We start from the raw sequence: 17,178 nt of genomic DNA, 5'->3' as shown, positions 1-17,178 counted from the left end.
GGCGCATCGCGAGCGCTCGCGCGAGCGCCCGCGAGGCCGCAGAAACACGTTCACGCGCCGCCGGGCAGGCGAATCCGCCGAGCTCGACCGCTGGGGTCTCCGGCCTCCATGGCCTCGAGCTTTCGCGCGTGGAAGAGAGCCTCGTCGCGCCGCCCGAGCCGGTGCAGACTGACGACGAGATCCCAGCGATAACGGGCGCTGGCCGGCTCGAGCTCGACGGCACGAGCCTCGGCGGCCGCCGCTCCCGCCAGGTCCCCGCGGGCGTAGAGCGCCGCCCCGAGCGCGTGGAGGTGGGCCGCGGTGAGGTCGAGGTCGACGGCGCGGCGCAGGTCGTGCTCGGCGAGGGCGAGGTCGCCGTCGCGGAGGGCGATCGTGCCGCGGGTGGCGTGGGCCCGCGCGCGCTCGCGATCGGTGATGACGACGGGGTGCGCGCGGACGAGGCGGATCCCGCCGACCTCTTCCACGGGCGGGTCGCTCCATTCGGGGGCGGCGAAGGCGGCGGCGATCGCCGCGCGGGCCTCGTCGCGGCGACCGAGGCGATCGAGGAGGACGGCGCGGGTGATGTGATACGGCGCGATCGGGTCGAGCTCGACCGCGCGATCGACGTCGCGCAGGGCGTCCTCCGGCGCGAGCGCGGCGCGAAGACTGGCGCGGTGGTGGTAGGCGACGGCCAGCGGCAAGACGACGTAGGGCCGCTGCCGCGGCACGAGCCCGGGCAGGCGCGCCTCGCCGGCCGCGATCACGCGGTCCCAGTCGAGCACCGGCGGGGGCAGGACGTCGACGACCGGGAGCGCGGCGAGCCTCGCGTCCCGGTCGCTCGCGGGCCCGAGCTCGGCGAACAGGCGTGCGAGGCCGGCGACGTCGCGGACGACGGGCTCGCCGGCGGCCAGGCGGCGGACGGCGTCGACGGCCGCGGGTCGACCCCGCTCGGGCGGGGCGAGCGAGAGGTAGAAGCCGGCCAGGCGTGCGAGGTCGCGGGCGATCGGGTCGCTCTGCGGGTCGTACTTCGGGGGGAGGTCGTCGGGCGACTCGTCGGTGATCGACCCCGCGAGTCGGGCCTGGAGGTCGCGCGCGAGCGCGTCGGGGTCGGTCTCCGGCGGGGCGAGGTCGAGGTCGGCGAGGGCGAGGTGACTCGGGACCAACCAGGCGATCGTCCAATCACCTGTCCTTCGGGTCATGCGGAGGTTGTGCGGGCCGAAGTCGATCGGCGTCGGCATGTCGAAGGCGAGACGACCATGCGCGGAGCGACCGCACTCGCCGCCGCAGCCGACCGCGTGCAGGCGAGCGACGACCTCGCACGCCGCGAACGCACAGGCTGCCGCCTGCGCCGGCGGCAGCCGCGGCCGCGCGACGGCGGGCGGGGGCTCGGCGAACACGACGCCGGGGCCGACGTGGAGGATCGGCACGGTGTGCGGCGAAGCAGCGGCGACGACGTGGCGGGCGACGGCCTCGGTCCACATGCAGGCGGCCCACAGCCAGACGGACTCGTCCGGTGGCTCGAGGACGCGGACGCGCGCGCCGGTGCGGCGGTCGACGGCGAGGGTCCACAGGTCGTCCTCGCCGTAGGGACGGTGGCGACGGCTCGCTTCCCATCGCAGCGACTTGAGGCTGCGCCCGCTGGCGACGACCTCGAAGCGGTCGGCGATCGTGCGGGGCCGTGTCATCGCGGCCGCTCCTGCAGGCGCGCGCGCGGGACGGCGACGAGGGCGGCGGCCGCCAGCGCCGCGAGCCACAGCGCGAGCGCGGGGAGCTCCTTCTCGGGCGGCGGGGCCGGTGTCGGTGGATCGCGCGGCTCCCAGTCGTGCGGTCGCTCGGCCTCGGGCAAGACGTCGGCCGCGGCGCGCGTGGGCCACGCGAGGAGGACGAGGGCGAGCGAGCTCGACCGGAGCATGCCGACGAGGGTAGCCAGCGCGTGGGCCGGCCTCAAGCCGGCCGTTCGGCGGCCAGCGGCTGCGGAGCGGTCCGCCGGGCGCGAGGGCGCGCGCGGATGGCCGAAGGGACAGGTCGCCGCGGAGTGGTGGAGCTGGCTGAAGGGACAGGTTGTTTCGGAGGCTCGAGGATGAGCCGCGAGCGACGCCTCGGCCGCGCGCGACGAGCCGGTCGGTGGATCGTCCGCGAGGACAGGTCGCTCGGGTGCGGCCGATCGTCTCGCAGCGGGCGCCGGCGCGCCCGCGTGAGCTGTCCGCGGGGACAGGCGCGCTCAGACGGCGGCCCGGGTCTCGTCGTTGAGGAGGACGAGCAGGACCTCGAGAGCGTCGACGACGGTGAAGATGCCCTCGAGCCGACCGTCGCGCATGACGATGGCGGCGCCGATCTTGCGCTCGGACATGTCCGCGACGACCCCCGCCAGGGGGCTGTCGGGGTCGCAGACGTAGGGGTCGGGCGTGCACACCGACTCGATGGTGGTGTGCTGGGGGTCGAGGCCCTGGACGGCCAGGATATGGCCGATGTCGCGGTCGGAGACGATGCCGACGAGATGACCCTGGCTATAGACCGGGAGGTGCCGGACCTGGAGCTGGAACATGCGCGTGTACGTGTCGACGAGGTTGAGGCCGCCGTCGATGACGGACGGATTGCGGGTCATGAACTGGCCGACAGTGAGCTGAGACCGTCGCATTGCGAAGTCCTCCTGGCGACAGTCTGGACCGGATCGTGCGATCGCGCCAAAACGGGCCGTAGGCGCTCGCGCGGGCCGATATAGGCGATCTTGCGCGCGGCGGCGAGGATCGCCGCGTGGTAGGGTCCGGGCCATGCAGAGACTTACGACCCTTATGGCGGCGCTGGCCCTGGCCGGGTGCCCGCAAGATTCAGGCGACGAGACCGGCGGGACCGAGACGACCGGGTCGACCTCGTCGACGACGACCGCGGGGACGAGCGAGGGCTCGACGACGGCGGTGACGACGACGGACACCACGGGCCCGACGACCGGCGAGACCACGGGCCCGACGACCGGCGAGACCACGGACCCGACGACCGGCGAGACCACGGACGAGACCGCAGGCCCTTCGACGACCGAGGATCCGACCGAGGGCGTGTGCGCCCTGCCGCCGCTGTCCGAGGAGGTCGTGAGCAGCCTCGGCTTCAACGTGTTCGGCCAGAGCTACGAGGCGAAGCCGGGTCAGATGCTGGACCTGTCGGTCGGCGCGATCGAGTGCTGCTACATCAAGATGCCGGTCGAGGCCTGCGTGGCCTACTCGGTCAGCCCCGCCGAGGGCGCCACCATCAACGCCGCCGGGGCGCTGACGATCGCGGCCGACGTCGCGCCGGGCACGGTGTTCACGGTGACGGCCGACGTCGAGGCCGGGCGCAAGGTGCTGACGACGGAGGTGTTCGTGTACACGCCCGAGACGAACCCGTTCGTCGGCATCTGGCACGAGGTGGCGCAGCTGCCGTGCGGCGGGGGGGCCGAGGTGGCGCCGGAGTCGGCGATCCAGGAGCTGTGGTTCCGCGCCAGCGGCGAGGTCCGGGTGACGTGGTTCCCGTTCGAGGTCTACTTCGACTACTGGTCCGACTACACCTACGACCTGGAGACCGGTGACCTCACGATCACGCCGACCGGCGGCAACTACGTGCCGGCCGACGTCGAGGGGGTCGGCACGTTCTCGATCGAGGGCAGTCAACTGGTCCTCCAGGACATGTGGCTCGGCTCGCCGCAAAACGGCATGCAGCCGGCCAATTGCGGCCACCGCTTCGAGCGCTAGGCGATCGGGGCCACGCGCACCGGGAGGCCGCCGCTCGGGCCGGCGGTGATGCCCTTCTGCTGCGCGTGGACCCGGTGGTCGGGGTCGGGCTCGACCGCGAAGCGCGTGAACAGTCGGGCGAGGACGATCCGCATCTCGTGCTCGGCGAACGCGGCGCCGAGGCAGCGCCACACGCCGCCGCCGAACGGGAAGTGGACGGCGGCCGACGGCTTGCGGTCGAGCATGCGCTCGGGCTTGAAGGCGTCGGGCTCGCTCCACAGCGAGGGGTGACGCTGGATGAGGTAGACGCTGAGCATGACGATCGTGCCGGCCGCGAGGTCCCGGCCGAGCAGCCGCATCGGCCGCTTGAGCTTGCGCGACACGCCGATGCCGATCGGGTAGAGCCGCATCGACTCGGCGATCGCGGCGCCGAGGTAATGGAGGTCGCGGACCTTCGCCGGGTCGAAGCCGCCCTGCATGACCTCGGCGACCTCGGCGCGCACGCGGGCCAGCGCCTCGGGGTGACGCACGAGGCAGTGGACGGCCCAGCACAGCGACAGCGAGGTGGTCTCGTAGCCGCCGATGACGAGCATGAGGAGCTGGGCGTGCAGCTCCTCGCGCGACATCGGCCGACCGTCGGCGAAGCGGGCCCGCAACATCAGCGCGAGCACGTCGCTGCGGTGCTCCGGGCCCTCGGCGAGGCAGCGATCGATCTCCACCTCGAGCAGCGCGTGGATCCGGCCGAGCCGGTCGGCGATCCGCTGCACCGGCAGGCGTGACGGCGTGAACGGGGCGTTCGGCGCGGAGCCCCGGGCGCGCCGGCTGAGCCGCATCAGCGTCGCGTGGGCCTGCGTCGGGGTGAGCACGGTGCCGAGGGCGAGCATTTCGGGGCCGAACACCCGCTGCAGGTACTCGATGACGAGGGCCCGCAGCTCCTCGAAGCGCGGGCCCTCGGCGACGCCGAACAGGCAGCGCAGGATGACGCGCATGGTGATGTCCTGCATCGGGCCGATCAGCGGGAAGGTGGCGCCCTGCGGCAGCCCGTCGAGCACGCGGTCGGCGATCTCGAGCATGGTCGGCCCGAAGGCGCGGACGCTCTCGGCGTTGAAGGCGGGGTTCAGCAGCTTGCGCCGCTGGCGGTGGTGCTCGTCGTCGGTGAGGATCAGCGCGAGCGGGTCGACGAACAGCTCGACGCCGCCGGCGTACCGCTCGAATTGATCGTAGGAGCCGGTGAGGATCTGGCGCACGGTCTCGGGCTCGCTGCACACGAGCACGGTCGGTATGCCGGCCAGGCGCAGCTCGGCGAGCTCGCCGCGGCGGCGCCGGAGATCGTCGAGGAATCGGTAGGGTTCCCGGGCTATCCGGACGAGGTTGCCGATCGGCTCGAAGGCCTCGTGCCAGCGGTCGCGGAGGGTGTGAAAAAACATCGGCGGTCCGTCTAGCACGGCGGTCCCCGGCCGGCCACGACGCCCGGGGCGACGAGCGGCGCGCGACGGCGTGCCGCGACCAGGGTGGGGAGTCGTTCGCGCTGCTCGGGACGGTCGGCGCCGACGCCCGGTCGCACGTCGGCTCCTCGAAGACGCAGGGCGAGCTCGAGGCGAAGGTGATCGCGCTGGGCTCCTTCCGCACCGGCCTGTTCCGCCCGTCGATGCTGCTGACGCCGCAGGACCGCCACGGAGTCGAGCAGGCGATCCTGCTCGAGGTGCGGCCGCGGCTCGGCTGGCTGCTGGCAGGGCGGCAGCGACGGTTCCGCGGGATCACGCGGGCCGATCTCGGGGGGGCGATGGCGCGCGACGCGGAGCGCGACGACCCGGGCGTCCACGTGTAGCACCGGGGCGAGTTTCTCGGCGCTGGCCCGCGAGACGACGTAGGGGAATCTCCGCACGGCGCCGCGTGCATGCGGCTACATGAATCTTCGGACATGTTGTAACGGGATCGTAATCGCGGCGGCGGCGGCGGCGCGGCTGCGCTCGCCGGTGCGAGCGACGGTGTAAATTCGCCGTCGACGCATGTCGACTCCCAGCAACGACAAGCCCCTGTTCCGCAGCGTCGCCACCTTCGTCGCCTTCGTCCTGGTCGGCGTCGGCGTGTACGCGTGGCTGCAAGCGACCCGCGCGGCGCCCCGCCAGCGCAGCGCGGCCCTGCAAGGCCGCCCGGTCCGCGTGCTCGAGCTGGCGCCGCTCGAGGTGGTGCCGCGCGTGGTCGGCTACGGCGCGGTCGAGGCCCAGCGCGAGTGGCAAGCGCTGGCGCAGGTGTCGGGCACGGTGGTCGAGGTGGCGGACCGGCTCGAGGTCGGGCGGATCGTCCAGGAGGGGACGGTGCTGCTGAAGATCGACCCCGGCAGCTACGCGATCGAGCAGGGCCGCTCGGAGGCGGTGGTGAAGGCGGTGCGGGCCCAGATCGCCGAGATCAAGGCGCGCGAGACCAGCGCGGCGTCGAACCTGAAGATCGACGAGCGCGCGCTCGAGCTGGCCCGCGGCGAGCTCGAGCGCGTGCGCTCGTTGTACGAGCAAGGCGCGGCGCCGTTGACCGACGTCGAGGTCGCCGAGAAGGCGGTGATCACGGCCGAGAAGACGGTGCAGTCGTATCGCAACACGCTCGGCGAGCTGCCGGCGACCCGCCGCGTGCTCGAGGCGCAGCTCGAGCAGCAACAGGCCGGGGTGGCGACGACCAAGCTCGAGCTGGCGAAGACGGAGATCGTGGCGCCGTTCACGATGCGCCTGCGCGAGGTCAACGCGGCGCTGCAGCAGGTGGTGACCGGCGGGCAGGCCCTGATCGTCGGCGACGGCATCGACGTGTTCGAGATCCCGGCGCAGGTGCCGGTCGGCAGCCTCGGCTCGCTGCTGCCGCCGCGCAAGCCCGACGACCCGCCGCCGCAGCCGGGCGGGCCGTCGCGGCTCGAGGGCATCGAGGCGATCGTGCGGCTCGAGGGCCAGGGCCTGCAGCGCACGTGGAAGGGCAAGTTCCGCCGGTTCGGCGGCATCGACCCGAACACGCGGATGATGATCGCGGTGGTCCAGGTCGACGACACCCGCGAGCCCGGCGCGCAGCCGCAGGGGCCGCGGCTCAACCGCGGGCTGTACGTCGAGGTCGAGCTGCGCGGGCCGCCGCGCGCCGACTGCCTGGCGGTGCCGCGCGCGGCCTACCACGACGGGACGCTGCACGTGGTCGGCGCGGAGGACAAGCTCGAGCTGCGCAAGGTCGAGGCGACGCTGGTGCAGGAGGAGTACGTGTGCGTGACCGGCGAGGTGCAGGCCGGCGACAAGATCGTGCTGACCGAGCTGGTGCCGGCGCTGGCGGGGATGCTGCTGGCGCCGCGCGTCGATGACGAGGGGACCGCCGCGCTGCAGCGGGCGGCCCGCGGGGAGGCGTCGTGATCGTCTACTTCGCGCGGCACCCGACGGCCGCAAACTTGTTGATGTTGGTGTTCCTGATCCTCGGCCTGGTGGCGCTGCCGGGGCTCCGGCGCGAGTCGTACCCGGAGTTCGAGCCGTCGCAGATCCGCATCACCGCGGCCTACCCGGGCGCCGACGCGGAGATCGTCGACGAGACGCTGGTCCAGAGCATCGAGGAGGCGATCGCGGGGCTCGACGGGGTGGCGGTGATGACGTCGCAGGCGCGCGAGGGCTCGGCGACGATCACGATCGACGTCGAGGACAAGGTGCCGCTCGCCGACGTGCTGGCCGACGTCAAGTCGGCGGTCGACGGGCTGCGCGACCTGCCGCCCGACCTCGACCCGCCGGTGGTGGCGGCCGCGACCCGCCGCGCGCCGGTGGCCTCGATCGCGGTGACCGGGCCGATGTCGGCCCAGGACCTCAAGCTGTACTGCGAGCAATTGCGCCGCGAGCTGCTGCGCGACGAGCACGTCGCCCAGGTGGCGATCGCGGGCTTCTCGACCCACCAGATCCTGATCCAGCTCAAGCAGTCGGCGCTGGCCCGCCACGGGCTGACGGTCGCCGACGTGGCGGCCGCCGTGCAGGCCCAGAGCGTCGACAGCCCGATCGGGACGATCGAGCGCGCCGGCGGCGACATCCTGGTCCGCTACTCGGACAAGCGCACCGACGTGTCGGCGTTGGCCGAGCTGGTGGTCAAGGGCGCGGCCGGGGGGGCGGAGATCCGGCTCGCCGACGTGGCGAGGATCGAGGACACGTTCGCGGTCGAGGAGGAGCAGACGCAGTTCAACGGCGAGCGCGCCTGCACGCTCGGGATCACCAAGACGGCGTGGCAGGACAGCCTCGACGTGCTGGCCGCGATCGAGGCGTTCCTCGCCGACCAGGAGCTGCGCAAGCCGAACGGGGTGAAGCTGACGCTGACGCAGAACGTGGCCTCGGCGGTGGCCGACCAGATCGGGCTGCTGTTCACCAACGCGTGGCAGGGGCTCCTGCTGGTGTTCGTGACGCTGTGGCTGTTCTTCCACGTGCGCCTGGCGTTCTGGGTCGCGGCCGGCCTGCCGGTGTCGGTGCTCGGGTCGCTGTGGGTGCTCGGGCAGCTCGGCCAGACCGTCAACATGATGACGATGATGGGGATGCTGGTCGCGCTCGGCCTGGTGATGGACGACGCGATCGTGTTCGCCGAGAACTTCGCGGCCCACCGCGAGCGCGGCGCGTCGGCGATGCGCGCGGCGGTCGACTCGGTCAAGGAGGTCGCGTCGGGGGTGGTGTCGTCGTTCCTGACGACGGTGGCGGTGTTCGTGCCGCTGATGGGCATCGAGGGCCGGATCGGCCGGGTGCTGCAGGTGATCCCGATCGTGCTGGTGGCGGTGCTGGCGGTCAGCTTGATCGAGGCGTTCTTCATCCTGCCGAACCACCTCGCGCACGCGTTCCGCGACATCGACCCCAACCACAAGAGCAAGGCGCGCGCGTGGTTCGACGCGGGGTTCGCCCGCTTCCGCGAGCGCCGGCTCGGCGGGGCGGTCGACTTCGCCGTCCGTCACCGCTGGGCGACGCTCGGGCTGATGGTGGCGCTGCTGCTCGGCTCGGTCGGGATGCTGACGAGCGGGCGCCTGCGCTACGTGGCGTTCCCGGCGGCCGAGGGCGACGTCGCCGAATTCCGGCTGGCGCTGCCGCCGGGGGCCCCGCTGGAGCGCACGCAGCAGGAGGTCGACCGGGTGGTCGCCGCGGCCTGGCGCGTCAACGACAAGCTGACGCCGGAGCAGCCGGAGCAGCAGCCGCTGGTCCGCAACGTGTCGGCCCGCTTCAACTACAACGCCGACGTGACCGACGAGTCGGGGCCGCACCTGGCGACGGTGTCGGTCGACCTGCTCGGCATCGAGTCGCGCTCGACCACGCTCGACGCGTTCTCGAAGGCGTGGCGCGAGGAGACGGGGCCGCTGCCGAGCGCGGCGGTGACGAAGTTCGCCGCGGGGACGCGGGGCGGCCCGGCCGGCAACGCGATCGAGGTCGAGATCCAGTGCGAGGATCTCGAGCGGGCGAAGGAGGTGTCGCAGCGGATCCAGGCGTGGTTCATGCAGAACCCAGGGGTGTTCGACGTCGGCGACAACCTCGACCCGGGCAGCGAGCAGGTGCGCGTGCGCCTGCGCCCGGGCGCCGGCTCCCACGGGCTGACCGGCAGCGCGGTGGCCCAGCAGGTCCGCTCGGCGCTGACGGGCGTGTCGGTCCAGACGTTCCACACCCACGGCGAGGACTACGAGCTCTACGTCGAGCTCGAGCACCGCGGCCGCGACACCATGGCCGACCTCGAGCTGATGCCGATCACGGTCGCGCCCGGCGTCAACATGCCGCTCGGGTCGATCGCCACCATCGAGCTGTCGAGCAGCTTCGCCCGCCTCAACCGCCGCGACAGCGTGCGCACGGTGACGGTGACCGGCAACGTGTCGGCGGAGGAGGCCAACGCGTCGGAGGTGATGAGCCGCTTCATGGCCGAGGCGGCGCCGGAGATCGAGCGCGAGTTCCCCGACGTGCGCCTGGCGGCCGGCGGGGCGGCCAAGCAGTCGGCCGAGGCGCTGAGCTCGATGCTGACGCGGATGCTGATCGGGCTGTTCGCGGTGTTCGCCCTGCTGAGCCTGCAGTTCCGCAGCTTCGTGGCGCCGCTGATCGTCATGCTGGCGATCCCGTTCGCGTTCGTCGGGGTGGTCTGGGGCCACCTGCTGATGGGCATGCCGCTGTCGTCGCAGAGCATCTTCGGCCTCATCGCCATCTCGGGGGTGGTGGTCAACGACTCGATCCTGCTGATGGAGTTCATCAACATGGCCCGCGTCCGCGGCGACTCGCCCGCGGCCGCCGCCGGCCAGGCCAGCCGCGACCGCTTCCGCGCGGTGCTGCTGACGTCGGCGACGACCATCGCCGGCCTGTTCCCGATCATGTTCGAGACCAGCCGCCACGCGCAGTCGCTGGTGCCGGTGGCGGCGTCGATCGTGTTCGGCCTGGCGGCGTCGACGGTGCTGGTGCTCGTCGTCATCCCCGCGGCCTACGCGGTGCTGGCGGACGTCGGCCTGGCGCCGCGGCCGTACGCGGGCGACGAGGAGGAGTAGATCGGGGGACAGGCTCTCAGCTCATGCGCACGGGGACATGTCCTCCTGCTCATGTCTACGAGGGCATGTCCATAGGGGCACGTGGCAGATCGAGCGCGACGCGGGCCCGCTCCGCGGCCCCCTGGACCGCCTCCATGGCCTCGAGGTCAATGCTGGCGGGCGTCGCCGGAGCCGGCCGCGAGCGCGCGCTGGAGCGTGGGCAGCAGCGCCTCGCCGCGGAGGTCGCCGCCGAGCGCGACGATGGTGCCGGCGCCGTCGACGAGGACGCCGGTCGGGACGCCCGAGAAGCCGTAGCGCGCCATCACCTCGTCGTCGCCGTCGCGGCCGACGAACGCGTGCGTCCACGGCATCGACCAGTGCTGCGCGCGGAACTTCTCGACCTCGGCGGGGCTCTGGTCGAAGGAGACGAACACGAACTCGAGCTTCGGGCGCTCGACCGCGCCGAGCTTGCGCAGGCCGTCCTCGCCGGACGGGGCCTGGAGGCCGTTGACGGCGGCGTAGGCGGCGTGCAGCGCGGGCATCTCGGCGACGCACGGGCCGCACCAGGTGGCCCAGAACTCGATCAAGTAGAGCCGGCCGCGGCGGTCGGCCTGGGCCACGGGCGGGGCGCCGGCGGCGAGCGCGGGGAATTCGAACCCGGGGAAAGGCTTGCCCCGTTGCAGCTTGCGGTCCGGATCGAACTGCTCTTCGAGCCGCTTGAGGGTGTAGGTGCCGGCGAACCGCGGCTCGCGGGCGCGGGCGTAGAGCTCGGCGACGCGGCCGTCGAGGCCGCGCTCGTGGGCCCGGTGGACGAGGAACTCGATCGCGCCGAGAGCGGTCCCGATGTCGGGGTTGTCCTGCGCGTGGGCGAGCCACGCCTCGGCCCGCGCGGCGAAGGTCTCGTCGGCGGAGTCGAGCACGCGGTATAAGAGGTTGTTCACGTTCCAGAACGCGCCGAGCCGGGGGTCGAGCGGGTCGACGTGCGCCAGCACCCAGTCGGCGCGCTCGCGGGCGTCGGCGTGGTCGTCGTAAGCGGCGAAGAGGTCGAGGTGGGCGAGGCGCAGCAGCACGCGCTCGTCTTCGCTGCCGGCGGCGTCGGCCTCGGCGAACGCCTCGGCGGCCAGCGCGGCCATGGTCGCGGTCTCGGTCGCGTCGGGCGCGAGGATGTTGCCGTCGTCGCGCAGCATGGCGCGCTGCAGCGCGGCGACCCGCGGCTCCCAGGCCTCGCGGTAGGTCCGCACGGCTCGCAGCTCCGGCCGCTCGCCGCGCCACTCGAGCCGCGCCGCCTTGCCCGCCGGGGGCAGCCTGGCGAGGTCGAGCTCGAGCGCGTCGCGTCCGGCGAGGTCGACCACCGACCAGTAATCGCCGCCGCCGTCGCTCTCGTAGCGGTCGGCGAGCGGGCCGTTGTAGGTGCGACCGCGGGAGCCGAGCTGGTAGCGCAGCGTCGTGGCCCGCTTCGGCCGGTCGGCGAGGTCGAGCCGATAGGTGCCGGCGGGCGTGCGGGCGGCCGAGCGGGAGTCGCTGGCGAGGGTGGCCCGGTCGGCGTCGAGCCACTGCAGGTTGAGCTGGAGCGCCTCGCCGGGCTCCGGGCGCGCGTAGGTGCCGAGGTTGCCCTCGACCTCCACGGCGCCGTCGACCAGCAGGGGCTGCGTGAGCTGGGCGTGGTCGACGGCGGCGACGCTGAGGAAGTAGACGCCGGGCTCGACGTCGGCGCGGAAGCTGCCGTCGGCCGCGAGCGGGCCGCTGGCGACCGGCTTCATGAAGCCGTTGCGGTAGAGCGTGAAGGCGGCCTGCTGCAACGGGGACCCGTCGTGGCCCCGGAGGCGGACGCCGACGGTGGCCACGGCCGGCGCGGGCGCCGGGTCCGATACGGGCTTCGTCGTCGCTATGACGGGAGACGGGGCGGGGTGGGCCGGTACCTCGGTCGCGGCGCCACAGGCCGCGAGCACGAACAACCAGGGGACGATATCAACGCGCATGAGAAGGCACGCTAGCACGCTGGGAGGCGGCGAGCAGCAAGCCGGGGCACGACGCCACGGCGATCCCGCACCGGCGCGGGTCGGCGCTGTCCGGCGGTCAGGAGCACCTGCAGGAGCTTCAGGCCGTAATGACGCCGTAAGAGGCCGGTGCGGGCTGCCGGAGAGACATTTTGTCACGCAGCACGGGCAGGATGCTGTCTCGAAGGACATGTGCGGGCGAAGGGACGGATGGGGGATGACCTGGGCGGCAAGGTCGAGCGGTTCGGCCCGGATGCTGTCTCGAAGGACATGTGCCGGCGGAGGGCGGATGACCCGAGCGACGTGGTCGAGCGGCTCGGCCTGGACGCTGTCTCGAAGGACATGTGCCGGCGGAGGGCGGGGCGGGCGATGCCCTGAGGGACAGGTCACGGAGCGGCTCGGCGCGAAGGCCATGGGTCGGCGACGGTGCGGGCCGGAAGAGGTTCGAGAGGCATGGGTCGGGGCGTGGAACGGGTATGTCGCGAGAGACATGTGCCGAGACCGCGCGGCCTTCGGATGTCTCACGAGACATGCATCGGGCGACGTGATCCGGCCGCTGGCGCGGGAGTCTGGGGGGCCACGCCGCCTGTCACGGGCGCGGGGCCTGGCATCTGTCTCGAGAGACAGGCGCGGCCCGCTCAAGCGCGGCGGCTGGCCTCGACGGCGACGGCCATGCGCCACAGCGCGAGGAACACGGCGACACAGGCGAGACCGCGGGCGGACCAGGAAGCCCAGGCTTCGCCGGCGCCGTGGACGGCGACCAGGACGATCGCGCCGGCGACGGCCCAGCGGGCGAGGGTGAGCGCGCCGGAGGCCAGCCACAGGCGCGGGCTCCTGGCCACGTCGACGCAGGCGCGCACGTACTCGCGGGGGTGGACGCCGCGCTCGCCGCGGAGCACGCGGCGGGCGGCCGCGAGGTCGCCGGCGCAGGTGGCGAAGGTGAGGAGGAGGACGAGCACGACCAGCTCGACGAGGGCGTGCGCGCCGGCCAAGGCGTTGGCGACGAAGCTGAGGACGAGGCGGAGGACCAGGCCGTAGAGGCCGATCAGCGCCAGCACGGGCAGGTTGCCGAGGCTGGCCCGGCCGAACTCGGCCCAGGCGCGGCTGCCCCGGTCGCTGGCGTCGTCGAGGCGGAGCAGCACACCGCCGCGGACGAGCAGGGCGATCGCGGCGCCGAGCAGGCCGCTGGCGACGGTGGCGGCGGCGAACACGGCGACGATCGCGGGGCTCTGCGCCAGCAGCTCGGCGAGCGCGGCGATCAGACGGTGCGGATCGGTCCACGTGTGGCCGCCCATGGCGGTGCGCACGGCCCCGGCGACCGGCTGGGCCAGGCCCCACGCGAGGCCGAGGTGCAGCGCGCACAGGCCGAGCCACAGGCCCGGCACGCGGAGCACGCGGCGCAGCGCCTTCACAGGCCGAGACCTCCGAGCAGGGCGAGGTCGACGGCCTCGCTGAAGCGGGCCGCCGGATCGCTGATGCCGTCGCGCTGACGCGAGCCGGGGACGCGCAGGCGGTTGTCGAGGCGCTCGCCCTCGAGCAAGAGCTTGTCGTCGGGGTCGACGGCGACGCCGGTCAGCTTCTTGCCCGGGAAGGTGAACAGGCGGTAGCGGGCCTGGCCGTCCCACCACAGCCGCTCGCGCTCGCCGCCCTTGAACTCGAACTCGAGCTCGACCGGCACGCGGAACTCGCCCTCGCGCACGATCAGCGCGAAGCCCTCGCTGGCGGCATCCTCGAGCTCCTCGCCGTCGGGCTTCGCCTCCGGCTCGATCAGCGCCAGCGCGCCGTCCTGGCCGCGGTGCCAGCCGCCGTCGCCGACGGCTCGCCGGTTGGCGACCCGGGCCGCGGCGAAGTCGACCGCGGCGGTGGTCTCGATGCCCTGCTGCAGGAAGTCGGCGACGTCGAGGTCGACCGGCTGTCCGTCGGGACCTGTCTCGGAGATCCTGACCTTCGGGCCCAATTCGCGCACGAGCACGGCCCGCAGGTCGTCGCCGGTCGGGTGGCGGAAGCGCCAGGTGTCGCAGTAGACGCGGAAGGCGCGGTCGAATTTGTCCGGGCCGACCAGCGCGCGCAGGGTGTGGAACACGGCCGCGGTCTTGCGATAGACGGTGCCGCCGAAGGTGCCGGTGAAGTCGCGGTAGGCGTCGGCGGGGCGGTCGACGGGGTCGAGCTCGGCGCTGGCCGGGAGGGCGACGCGGATCATGTCGACGGTCGAGACGCGCTGGTTGCCGATCCGGGCGACGCTGGCGTCGTCGCCGAGCCAGTCGTCGAGCGCGAGGGTGTTGGAGAACGAGTTGATGCCCTCGTCGAGCCACGGCTGGGTCGCCTCGTCGGAGGCGAGCAGGCCCTGGAAGTACTGGTGACCGAACTCGTGGATGGTGGTGAACTCGCCGGTGAGCAGCTCGTGGATCCCGAGCAGGCGCAGCGGCAGCGGCAGGCGCAGGATGTCGGAGGTGGTGTAGAGCGTCGGGTACTCCATGCCCTGGGCCCCGCCGGCGGTCTCCGGCGGGTGGACGATCGTGATCGTCGACCACGGGTAGGGCCCGAAGCGGGCGTCCATGCTCTCGAGCGCGGCGATCTGGGCGTCGAGGTGGCGCTGGGCGTCGGCCGCGAGCGCGCGCGGGATCAGCTGGCGGATCCTGACGTCGCGCCACATGTCGCCGTACTCGAGGAAGTCGGGCGAGGCCGCCCACGCGAAGTCGTGCACGGTGTCGGCGCGGTAGTGCAGCCGCTTGCGCCCGCCCTCCGGCGGCCGCTCCTCGACCAGCACGCCGGTTGCCCCGACGACCATGTCCTCGGGGACATCCAGGTGGACCTCGTAGTCGCCGAAGTCGGCGTAGAACTCGCTGTGCAGGGTGAAGACGTGGGCCTGCCAGCCGCCCTCGTGGCGCACGGCCAGCTTCGGGTACCACTGGCCGACCATGTGGAAGTCGCCGTCGTAGCCGGTGCGCGCGAACACCCGCGGCAGCTGGGTGAAGAAGTCGAGCTCGACGGTGACGGCCTCGTCGGGGCCGACCGGGCGGGGCAGGGCGAGCGTGCCGAGGCTCGGGTCGGCGCCCTCGACCAGCGCGAGCGGCGTGGCGGCGGCGTCGCGCTGCTCGGGCGCCTTGAAGTCGGCGGTGGGGCCGTGCGCGAGCAGGCGAGCGGCGCGGACGTCGATGTAGCCCCACTTGCCCTCGCCCTTGTCCTGGCGCGCCCCGCGGTGCGCTCCGCGGGCCTCGGCCATCCACGCGGTGTCCTCGGCGCGGAAGCCGTTCATATAGAGGTGGAGCACCAGCGAGTCGACCGGCGCGCGGGTGTGGTTGCGCCAGGTGATCCGCGCGGTGCCGCTGACGGTGTGCTTCTCGGCGTCGAGGCTGGCGTCGAGGACGTAGTCGGCGAGCTTGATGCCGGCGGGGATCGGGCCGCGGACGTCTGGCGGCCGCAGCGGGTCGCCCGGCTCCGGCACCCGCCGCTCCGGCGCCGCCGCCGGCTCGCACGCGACGGCGCCGAAGAGGGCGCACGCGGCGGCGCGGCGGAGGAGTCGAGAGCCCACTGCGAGCATCGGACCAGCCCTGTACCACCGGAGTTTCGCGGCGCACAAGGCCGCTCCTCCCGCGTGTGGCGTGTACACTCGCGGCGTGAGCGCAGGGCCGACGGACAGGGGCGCAGGTGCCGACGACGGCGGCGCACGATCGCTGGAATTCACCGACCTCGACCAGGAGGCCCTGACGCTGCGCGGGCGCGCGCTCGGGGCTTGTCTGCAGGCGGGCGACGTAGTGCTGCTCCACGGCCCCATGGGCGCCGGCAAGACGACGCTGACCCGTGCGATCGCCGTCGGCCTCGGCGTGTCTCATCCCGGTCGGGTCCAGAGCCCGACCTTCACGCTCTGCATGGTCCACCACGGCCGCGGCCCGAGCCTCGTCCACGTCGATCTGTTCCGCCTCGGCGGCGACGGCGACGAGGGTCTCGGCGGCGGCGCTGGCTTCGATTCCCTCGACCTCGAGGAGCTGCTCCTCGAAGCCGGTGCGCTCGGCGAAGCGGCCGAACAGCCGAACACCGAGCGGGGGGCGGCGATGATCGTCGAGTGGGGATCTCGGTGGCGTTCACCGCCTGCGGATCACCTGGCGATCACGCTGTCGCGTCCGTCCGTGGACCGCAGATCCCTGTTCGCCGCGGCCACTGGCCCCCGTGCGGCCGCGTTGCTGTCCGCATGGTCGGTCGCCTGCGAGGGCCTCTCCTCCTCTTAAAGGAAGGAAAGGCAAGGTCGCAACAGACCTGCCCGGCGAGCTACACGGCGGCGGGGCAGATGCGATCTCTGGGCCCTCGCAGGCTGTGACGCGGGCTTCAGGGAGATCGGACTCTGCTCGCAGCAACGAGTTGCGGCGCGCCGACGTCGAGCAATTCGGCGGCCGCGGCGGCGCGTAGAGGGCCAGATTCATGGAATTTCGCCGATTTAGCGTGCTCGCAAGCGCGGCGTCGAAGGTGCGATCGCCGGCTCCGACTGGTCCGCGAGACCTAAGGTACACGGGCCGCTACCCCCTCCCCGCTGGCCCTCCCCGAAAAAAGTTGGCTCCTACGCTGCAAATTTGCCTTTGCAGAGCACATGTTCCGGATTATGGTCCTTGCCGAGCAACGAGGTCGGGCTTCTCCGATCTACCGCGACCTCCTCCCCATTCTCGTCCGCACGGACGTACGAGCGAAAGAACCAACAATGGCAACCAAGAACAAGGCACCCAAGGAAATCCTCGTCGTCGGCAGCAAGGTCAAGGACGTCATCCGTGACGCGGGTCTCCGCAGCGATGGCGAGCTGATCCAGGCCGTGTCCGACAAGGTCCACGAGCTGCTCGGCGCCGCGATCGAGCGCTGCAAGAGCAACAACCGCAGCACCGTTCGCCCCTACGACCTGTAGGCCGTTCGACCCCGAAGGGTCGCACGTGGCGAAGAAAGAGGCCGCTCCCGTCCGGGGCGGCCTTTTTCGTGCCCTGCGGCGATTCGCCGCCGATTGACCGATCGGTGATTCTCCCGCCGATCCGCCCGCGCCGGCAATTCTTGC

At 72.8% G+C, this 17,178-nt stretch carries 13 protein-coding genes; 6 read left to right on the top strand and 7 right to left on the bottom strand.

Annotated elements, in window-relative coordinates; genetic code table 11:
- Window positions 1-50: 50 nt before the first annotated feature.
- The 3 genes from NAEX_RS06865 to NAEX_RS06855 all read right to left on the bottom strand — a co-directional run bounded on the left by NAEX_RS06865 (window position 51) and on the right by NAEX_RS06855 (window position 2,617).
- Window positions 51-1,664 carry a hypothetical protein gene (locus tag NAEX_RS06865; RefSeq protein ID WP_096326715.1) on the bottom strand — a complete coding sequence of 538 codons (1,614 nt, stop codon included), beginning with the start codon at window positions 1,662-1,664 and terminating at the stop codon, window positions 51-53.
- Window positions 1,661-1,891 carry a hypothetical protein gene (locus tag NAEX_RS06860; RefSeq protein WP_096326714.1) on the bottom strand — a complete coding sequence of 77 codons (231 nt, stop codon included), beginning with the start codon at window positions 1,889-1,891 and terminating at the stop codon, window positions 1,661-1,663. Before NAEX_RS06860 ends, NAEX_RS06865 begins: the two co-directional genes overlap by 4 nt.
- Window positions 1,892-2,200: 309 nt before the next feature.
- Window positions 2,201-2,617 (bottom strand): CBS domain-containing protein, encoded by a 417-nt coding sequence (locus tag NAEX_RS06855; RefSeq protein WP_170135516.1) that lies wholly within the window; start codon window positions 2,615-2,617, stop codon window positions 2,201-2,203.
- A gap of 133 nt (window positions 2,618-2,750) precedes the next feature.
- Here NAEX_RS06855 and NAEX_RS06850 point away from each other — a divergent pair, with 133 nt between their 5' ends.
- Window positions 2,751-3,701 carry a hypothetical protein gene (locus tag NAEX_RS06850; protein WP_143140840.1) on the top strand — a complete coding sequence of 317 codons (951 nt, stop codon included), beginning with the start codon at window positions 2,751-2,753 and terminating at the stop codon, window positions 3,699-3,701.
- Here the strand turns inward: NAEX_RS06850 and NAEX_RS06845 are convergent.
- Window positions 3,698-5,107, bottom strand: a complete 1,410-nt coding sequence (locus NAEX_RS06845) for a cytochrome P450 (protein WP_096326711.1) — start codon at window positions 5,105-5,107, stop codon at window positions 3,698-3,700. The two genes, NAEX_RS06850 and NAEX_RS06845, sit on opposite strands and share 4 nt — an antisense overlap.
- A 176-nt stretch (window positions 5,108-5,283) precedes the next feature.
- Here NAEX_RS06845 and NAEX_RS06840 point away from each other — a divergent pair, with 176 nt between their 5' ends.
- From NAEX_RS06840 to NAEX_RS06830, 3 genes are all read left to right on the top strand, one after another.
- On the top strand, window positions 5,284-5,508 hold the full coding sequence (locus tag NAEX_RS06840; RefSeq protein WP_096326710.1) for a hypothetical protein: 225 nt from the start codon (window positions 5,284-5,286) through the stop codon (window positions 5,506-5,508).
- A gap of 181 nt (window positions 5,509-5,689) precedes the next feature.
- Entirely contained in the window at window positions 5,690-7,057 is a 1,368-nt protein-coding gene (locus NAEX_RS06835) for an efflux RND transporter periplasmic adaptor subunit (protein WP_096326709.1), read from the top strand.
- On the top strand, window positions 7,054-10,170 hold the full coding sequence (locus NAEX_RS06830) for an efflux RND transporter permease subunit (protein ID WP_096326708.1): 3,117 nt from the start codon (window positions 7,054-7,056) through the stop codon (window positions 10,168-10,170). The genes NAEX_RS06835 and NAEX_RS06830 overlap by 4 nt, the downstream gene beginning before the upstream one ends.
- Before the next feature lie 146 nt (window positions 10,171-10,316).
- Here NAEX_RS06830 and NAEX_RS06825 read toward each other — a convergent pair whose 3' ends face one another.
- The 3 genes from NAEX_RS06825 to NAEX_RS49765 all read right to left on the bottom strand — a co-directional run bounded on the left by NAEX_RS06825 (window position 10,317) and on the right by NAEX_RS49765 (window position 15,687).
- Window positions 10,317-12,128 (bottom strand): TlpA disulfide reductase family protein, encoded by a 1,812-nt coding sequence (locus NAEX_RS06825; protein WP_143140841.1) that lies wholly within the window; start codon window positions 12,126-12,128, stop codon window positions 10,317-10,319.
- Window positions 12,129-12,784: 656 nt separating this feature from the next.
- Window positions 12,785-13,558, bottom strand: coding sequence for a hypothetical protein (locus tag NAEX_RS06820; protein WP_096326706.1), 774 nt, complete (start codon window positions 13,556-13,558; stop codon window positions 12,785-12,787).
- Entirely contained in the window at window positions 13,555-15,687 is a 2,133-nt protein-coding gene (locus tag NAEX_RS49765) for a M1 family metallopeptidase (RefSeq protein ID WP_211302363.1), read from the bottom strand. The genes NAEX_RS06820 and NAEX_RS49765 overlap by 4 nt, the downstream gene beginning before the upstream one ends.
- Window positions 15,688-15,763: 76 nt before the next feature.
- On the opposite strand from NAEX_RS49765, the gene NAEX_RS06810 reads away from it, so the two are divergent.
- The gene (locus tag NAEX_RS06810) at window positions 15,764-16,372 is read left to right on the top strand and encodes a tRNA (adenosine(37)-N6)-threonylcarbamoyltransferase complex ATPase subunit type 1 TsaE (protein WP_211302362.1); all 609 of its coding nucleotides are present in this window, start codon (window positions 15,764-15,766) and stop codon (window positions 16,370-16,372) included.
- Window positions 16,373-16,836: 464 nt separating this feature from the next.
- Window positions 16,837-17,034, top strand: a complete 198-nt coding sequence (locus NAEX_RS06805) for a hypothetical protein (protein ID WP_096326703.1) — start codon at window positions 16,837-16,839, stop codon at window positions 17,032-17,034.
- Window positions 17,035-17,178: the final 144 nt, after the last annotated feature.

Origin of the sequence: Nannocystis exedens, assembly GCF_002343915.1 — a bacterium.
Taxonomy (GTDB): domain Bacteria; phylum Myxococcota_A; class Polyangia; order Nannocystales; family Nannocystaceae; genus Nannocystis; species Nannocystis exedens.
This window is presented reverse-complemented; position numbering and strand designations above follow the sequence as displayed.

What these genes read in the sequence shown, in the direction of transcription:
- NAEX_RS06865 (WP_096326715.1), bottom strand. Translation starts at nt 1,664, where the DNA reads ATGACACGGCCCCGCACGATCGCCGACCGCTTCGAGGTCGTCGCCAGC.
- NAEX_RS06845 (WP_096326711.1), bottom strand. Translation starts at nt 5,107, where the DNA reads ATGTTTTTTCACACCCTCCGCGACCGCTGGCACGAGGCCTTCGAGCCG.
- NAEX_RS06855 (WP_170135516.1), bottom strand. Translation starts at nt 2,617, where the DNA reads ATGCGACGGTCTCAGCTCACTGTCGGCCAGTTCATGACCCGCAATCCG.
- NAEX_RS06825 (WP_143140841.1), bottom strand. Translation starts at nt 12,128, where the DNA reads ATGCGCGTTGATATCGTCCCCTGGTTGTTCGTGCTCGCGGCCTGTGGC.
- NAEX_RS06860 (WP_096326714.1), bottom strand. Translation starts at nt 1,891, where the DNA reads ATGCTCCGGTCGAGCTCGCTCGCCCTCGTCCTCCTCGCGTGGCCCACG.
- NAEX_RS49765 (WP_211302363.1), bottom strand. Translation starts at nt 15,687, where the DNA reads ATGCTCGCAGTGGGCTCTCGACTCCTCCGCCGCGCCGCCGCGTGCGCC.
- NAEX_RS06850 (WP_143140840.1), top strand. Translation starts at nt 2,751, where the DNA reads ATGCAGAGACTTACGACCCTTATGGCGGCGCTGGCCCTGGCCGGGTGC.
- NAEX_RS06805 (WP_096326703.1), top strand. Translation starts at nt 16,837, where the DNA reads ATGGCAACCAAGAACAAGGCACCCAAGGAAATCCTCGTCGTCGGCAGC.
- NAEX_RS06835 (WP_096326709.1), top strand. Translation starts at nt 5,690, where the DNA reads ATGTCGACTCCCAGCAACGACAAGCCCCTGTTCCGCAGCGTCGCCACC.